The sequence below is a fragment of the Vibrio zhanjiangensis genome, assembly GCF_030161235.1.
GTDB lineage: Bacteria > Pseudomonadota > Gammaproteobacteria > Enterobacterales > Vibrionaceae > Vibrio > Vibrio zhanjiangensis.
The window spans coordinates 1-5,607 of the sequence record NZ_BSPW01000017.1; the positions used below are offsets into that span (position 1 = coordinate 1).

Below are 5,607 nucleotides of genomic sequence, written 5' to 3' on the forward strand. Positions count from 1 at the left end.
CATAAGCTGGATCAACCACTTAAGGAATTAGTTTATGTGTCCAACCATTGGGGTCCACTTCTTTCTGACCCAGATGGGCGAATCGTTGACACCGAATGGATACTCCCTAACGGTGACATCAAACGAGGACGCATGTTTACCACGATATTCCCAAGCTATGGTGACCATCAAGTTCGCCTAACTGTAATGGATGACAGTGGTGATAAAGTAACCAAACTTATAGACGTGAAATTGTAAGTCGACTCTCAAATGAAAAGCGCAACCTTGGTTGCGCTTTTTTTGTACAAAAAAAGCCTTCTATACACTGATCAAATCAATCCACTTCCTCCCCATAAGAAACAATTCTCATAATAGAAACAAGCACTCATTAAATTACACAAATTTAACACTCCGATAACTAATGATTCCTGTATAAAGTTTGATCTCAGTCGAATCTTGATTGATTTTTTTCATGAATATTTTGACTGCCAAGTACATGGCATGCGATCAAAGATGAGCAAACACTCTACAATCAGAATAATAAGTGAAGGATCATGAATAAAATTCTATTTTTAGCTGGTTGCATATTGGCGGCACCAGCACTCGCAGATGGCTCGTCAAAAAATCTTGGACCTTACAAGACTGACCATTACCAAATGGCTCAAGGTCGACAAACCAGCACCTATGTAAGATGTTGGTATCGACTTTCGCAAAGCCACAACGATACGGACGCTGACTGGGAATGGGCAAGAGAACAAGATGGGCGTTATTATCAAATACAAGGATACTGGCGTTCATCGGTGTCGCTCAAAAACATGTTTTATACCAATACCCCACAAACTGATATTGAACAGCGCTGTAGGGAGACACTAGGTGTAACTCATGATACAGCAGATATAATGTACTACGCATCAGACACCCAGATGTCGTACAACCACAGTATTTGGACAAATGATGGGACTCGCAATGACAAAATTAACAGGATTATCACCTTTGGCGACAGCTTGTCGGATACGGGCAATTTATATAATGCGTCGCAATGGGTATTCCCAAATAGGAGCTCATGGTATTTAGGACACTTTTCAAACGGTTTCGTATGGACAGAATATCTCGCAAAACACAAGCAGCTTCCACTTTACAACTGGGCAGTGGGCGGTGCAGCCGGTGTTAACCAATATGGTGTACTAACAGGAGTTTATAATCAAGTGACATCCTATTTGAAGTACATGGATAAAGCCGAGAATTACAACCCCAAAAACAGTCTTGTCACTCTAGCATTTGGCCTCAACGATTTAATGAACTATCATCGCTTAGTCGCCGATGTAAAAGCAGATCTGAGTAGTGCCATTATTCGCTTAACGGAATCTGGAGTAACCAATATTCTGCTATTTACTCTGCCTGACGCAACAAAAGCACCGCAATTTAAATATTCAACAATAGACGAAATCCGCTCCGTTAGGGCAAATATTATTGAACTCAATACATTTATTAAGGAACAGGCAGAGCTGTATCAAAGTAAAGGGCTCAACGTTATTCTTTATGACGCACATGCGATATTTGACCAGATAACGACCAATCCCGAGCTGTACGGATTTGAGAACGCAACCGATGCCTGTTTGAATATCAATAGAAACTCACCTGCAGACTACTTACAAAGCCATGTGTTGACCAATGACTGTGCTTACTATGGTTCGGACAAGTATGTCTTCTGGGGAGTGACTCATCCAACAACAGCCACTCACAAATATATTGCTGACGACATTATTCAAACCAAGTTAGACCAATTTAACTTTTAGATGTAACCAACCATCCAAAGATGGAGGAAGCATTACTCCATCTTTTTAACTCCCCTTTAATCAGCCTACAGAAATTGCGAGGTTTGTGCATTAATAACTCCAATATTTATATTTGGCGTAGAGCTTCTCTTACTGCTGCTTGAGCATGTATTGCTGTTGTATCAAACACTGGAATATCCGTGTCAGAACTATCGATGAGTAAGCCAATTTCGGTACATCCTAAAATAACGCCTTGTGCACCTTCCGCTGTCAGATCTTCAATAATGGTTTTAAAGTCCTGCTTTGAGCGAGCACTTATCTTTCCTACACAAAGCTCGTCATAAATCACATCATGGACAAGCCTACGCTGCACACCGTTGGGAATAATCACTTCTATGCCAAATTTGCTCTTAAGCCGTTGCTTGTAAAAATCTTGCTCCATAGTAAATGCCGTTCCGATCAAACCCACTTTAGTAATACCCTTATCAATTAAGTTCTGACCGGTTGCGTCCGCAATGTGAAGAAAAGGAATGGATACACCCTCTTTGATCTCGTCATAAACCCTGTGCATGGTATTGGTTGCAAGAACAACAAAATCAGCCCCAGCTTTTTCCAACGACTGTGCCGCATGGTTCAAAATTGAAGCGGCCTTGTCCCATTCATCACTTTTTTGCAAACTCTCAATCTCTGCAAAATCAACACTATAAAGAACAACTTTGGCGCAGTGCAGCCCCCCTTTCTCAGCTTTTACTGCTTGATTTATTACTTTATAGTAGCTCGCGGTGGACTCCCAGCTCATACCACCAATAATACCTATTGTTTTCATTACGATTCCTTTCTTAAGATATGAATCACATCATAATCAGATGTTTGGAAAAAATACAATCGATATTACAAAACAAAAATCGCCTTTCGATAGTAAGATTAACTCTATGTTTAATATGATGTTATTTCTAACAATCCATAACCAAACTTACTTCACGAAAGGCTTTATACACATTGAGGATTTAATAAGCTAACTTAACCTAGAAATGATTAATCGTTTGAGGTAAGTAGTGATTTTAACTTTTCTACCACACCCTTACGATCTTGCTTATAACCTAACCAATATTCTCCCTTATTTTCACCTTGTCCCAACAGAAGTTCAATTTTTTGGTCAATGCTAAGTTCTTTTGACTCACTAAGTTGATTGATTAAATCTTGAAGCAGGTTAGAAAGCACATGTTTTACTTTATCTTCGAGTATCTTTATCGCTTCTTTATTATTTGAGTGGATCACATTTGGAGTAGTCATTATATTGAAAAGTAATCTTAATCTTAGATATTTGCTTTGCAAAAATTCAGGACTAAATCGCTCACTTTCTGATTTAGTGATACCTTCCAAAGAAACTTCTTTATCAAGAAAGAAGCGCAGCGGATCGATGTGAACTTTGTTAGCAAGGCCTTCGGTATTCGTTGGGTAATACATATTGAGCGATGCAGCCTCCATCATTTCATCGGCACTGATCAAATGTTTAGAGTCTGCGGGCACTTCATCATCCACAACAGCACCAACACGTTTATGAAGCGCGGCAATACATTGAGTAATTTTAGGTATTAACTCCTCTCTATGGGCTGCATAGCTTTGATTATCGCAGGAAAACATGACGTCAATATCTGAACCTGGCTGCTGGTCCGTACTCGCTCGTTGATTTCCAGAAGCGTAAGATCCATAAAGTATCGACATCCAGCTGCCACCATACACACCTGACAGCAAATTGGTGAACTTTTTGATTTCTTCTTTCACATCGATTGGTTCGGTGCCCAAATCCAACTTAGTTATATAGTCATCAATATACTTAGCATCAAGCCTTTTACCAACTAATTTGGGAGGCTCTGGAAAATCAAATGGCTGGCGAGCTTGTGGACGCCCTCTTTTGCCCGCTTGGAGCTGTGGAGTTTCTGCCATCACTCGCCCGTCTTTATCATTTACAAAAGCGTCTTCTCGCACAAACCAGTTCTCGGATACCGCTTCACCATTGATTTTTTCAACCGGATACCAGTTATACATAGGAGGAGAACGAAGATCAATTTGATCAAATATCTCTTGATTTGGGCCTCTGCGTGATGTCACCGCCCTCGACACATCTATGGTTAATAAATCTTGTGCACTCACTTCACGTTCGAGTTTCCCTTTAACCAGTGAGTGGTTGTCTATTTGTACAAGATGGCTCTTACCCACCACCTGAACCTGTATCATATCTTTATTCGCGCCCTGACTCACAGTGCTTACAAAAGTGCCATCAATACTATTTTGGCGCTGAGGCTTGATTTTTTGAGTCACTCCCGAAGGACGGCACTCCACAAAGCTTTCACTACGATTGAGTTTGTGTTGCACCGATTTGATAGCCAAAGTACCGCTGGACTCGCTTTTACCTTCAGCGTGTGGAAGAGGTTCAGTATTCGCTGTTTGTGTAATGACCGTTTTTACCATTTGTGACTCCTAAGGCAGAGAAAACCCACTCACCAAGCGGGTTACTAGGTTCATATGTTGTGATTTTGAGAAAATTGAATCCTTGACTAACGAATGGGTTCATTGATGCTTAACTTGTTAAGATCCGTGATGCCACGTGTAATACTTTGGGAATACTCGTTCCAGCGCTGAATAATCTGGGCTTTCATCACTTCACATTCTTTATTCGTTAAATTGGGGTTCATGTTATATATGATAAGACCATGGACATCCTCGGCTCGTTGGCTCTGCCGAAATGACTTAATAATACTCACATTGGGCACATCTTGACCTGAAAGGACCAGCTGCTGTATGTAGGCATAAAAGCCTTCAAGCAGTAAATTGACACTATAATGACCACTGAGCTCATTGGATGGCGCAATGCTAAAAATCACTTCCCAGCCACATGATGAGTCATTCAAAATGGTAATTTTGTCGTCAGCAAACACCGATTTCAATCGCTCCGCAGCAGCAAGCAAACTAGCTAAGTATTTTCTCAACCCTTCAATACCAAAGTGCTGAAGCGCAACCCAAGCGCTCGCAATACCGGAGGAAGATCTTGAGTTTTCAAAGGTTTCTTTAAAAGCCGACAAGTCACCATATGTTAGGGGTTGGATGCAATTACGTTCCTCTTCTAATGCCTTCTTGCGAACAAAAAAGCTGCTTGAATAGGGGCATAATGCGTTCTTATGAAAATCCACACCAAATGAATCGAACCTATCAAGGGCAGAAAATCGCTCTGTCACTGACTTGATCTTTGCGATTACGTTCGATGAGAGACCTAGCTGAAAGAACTCTATCTCTGATGCGGATATAAAGTTGAACCACAACCAACCAATTACACTATCAAGGTGCAAATATGGAGAATACGACAATCCCATGCGTTGGCATACGTTTTGGCTTGATTGATAGATGGTCGCCGTATTATCGCATAAGAAGTCCAAAGTGGTCCCTCCACATGCTATGATTGCAGCCACACGCTTGCCAAGTTTAACTTGTTGCTCAAACACTTTTTCAAGAGTCTCTGAGTCAAGGCCTCTCGAAGATGAGACCGGAATACGAATACAAGCGTCTTGGCCAATACCAGCAAGTTCACAAACGTGCTCTATTGAATAGTGCGCACCTTGTGCAGTTAAAATAACAACATCATCAGGTACACCTTGAAATTTAGCTTGGGGTGCAATCCGATCAATGGCTGATTTCACCGCATAAAGTAATGTCTGTTTTCCCCCACTACAAGAAATGCCCGATGCATTATCCCAGCCAACCAAGCGCCCTACAGAACGTGATACTTGTTGCTCAGAAGTGGCCCCCGATTTTCGGACATGACTTTAAGTGATTGATCTGTTTTGATAGTACCCAG

Annotated in this window: 5 protein-coding genes; 2 read left to right on the forward strand and 3 right to left on the reverse strand. The window is 41.2% G+C overall.

What is annotated here, in order from left to right; all coding sequences use genetic code 11:
- Both QQK21_RS03790 and QQK21_RS03795 read left to right on the forward strand, forming a co-directional pair.
- Positions 1-237, forward strand: a 237-nt coding sequence (locus QQK21_RS03790) for a PKD domain-containing protein (protein ID WP_284190871.1), incomplete at its 5' end; no start/stop codon positions are given.
- 296 nt (positions 238-533) lie between these two features.
- Positions 534-1,775, forward strand: coding sequence for an SGNH/GDSL hydrolase family protein (locus QQK21_RS03795; protein ID WP_284190872.1), 1,242 nt, complete (start codon positions 534-536; stop codon positions 1,773-1,775).
- 106 nt (positions 1,776-1,881) lie between these two features.
- Here the strand turns inward: QQK21_RS03795 and QQK21_RS03800 are convergent, their stop codons facing one another.
- From QQK21_RS03800 to QQK21_RS03810, 3 genes are all read right to left on the reverse strand, one after another.
- Positions 1,882-2,580, reverse strand: coding sequence for an aspartate/glutamate racemase family protein (locus tag QQK21_RS03800; protein WP_284190873.1), 699 nt, complete (start codon positions 2,578-2,580; stop codon positions 1,882-1,884).
- A gap of 209 nt (positions 2,581-2,789) precedes the next feature.
- Entirely contained in the window at positions 2,790-4,226 is a 1,437-nt protein-coding gene (locus QQK21_RS03805; protein WP_284190874.1) for a nucleotidyltransferase domain-containing protein, read from the reverse strand.
- 86 nt (positions 4,227-4,312) lie between these two features.
- Entirely contained in the window at positions 4,313-5,515 is a 1,203-nt protein-coding gene (locus QQK21_RS03810; RefSeq protein ID WP_284190875.1) for a hypothetical protein, read from the reverse strand.
- Positions 5,516-5,607 lie beyond the last annotated feature (92 nt).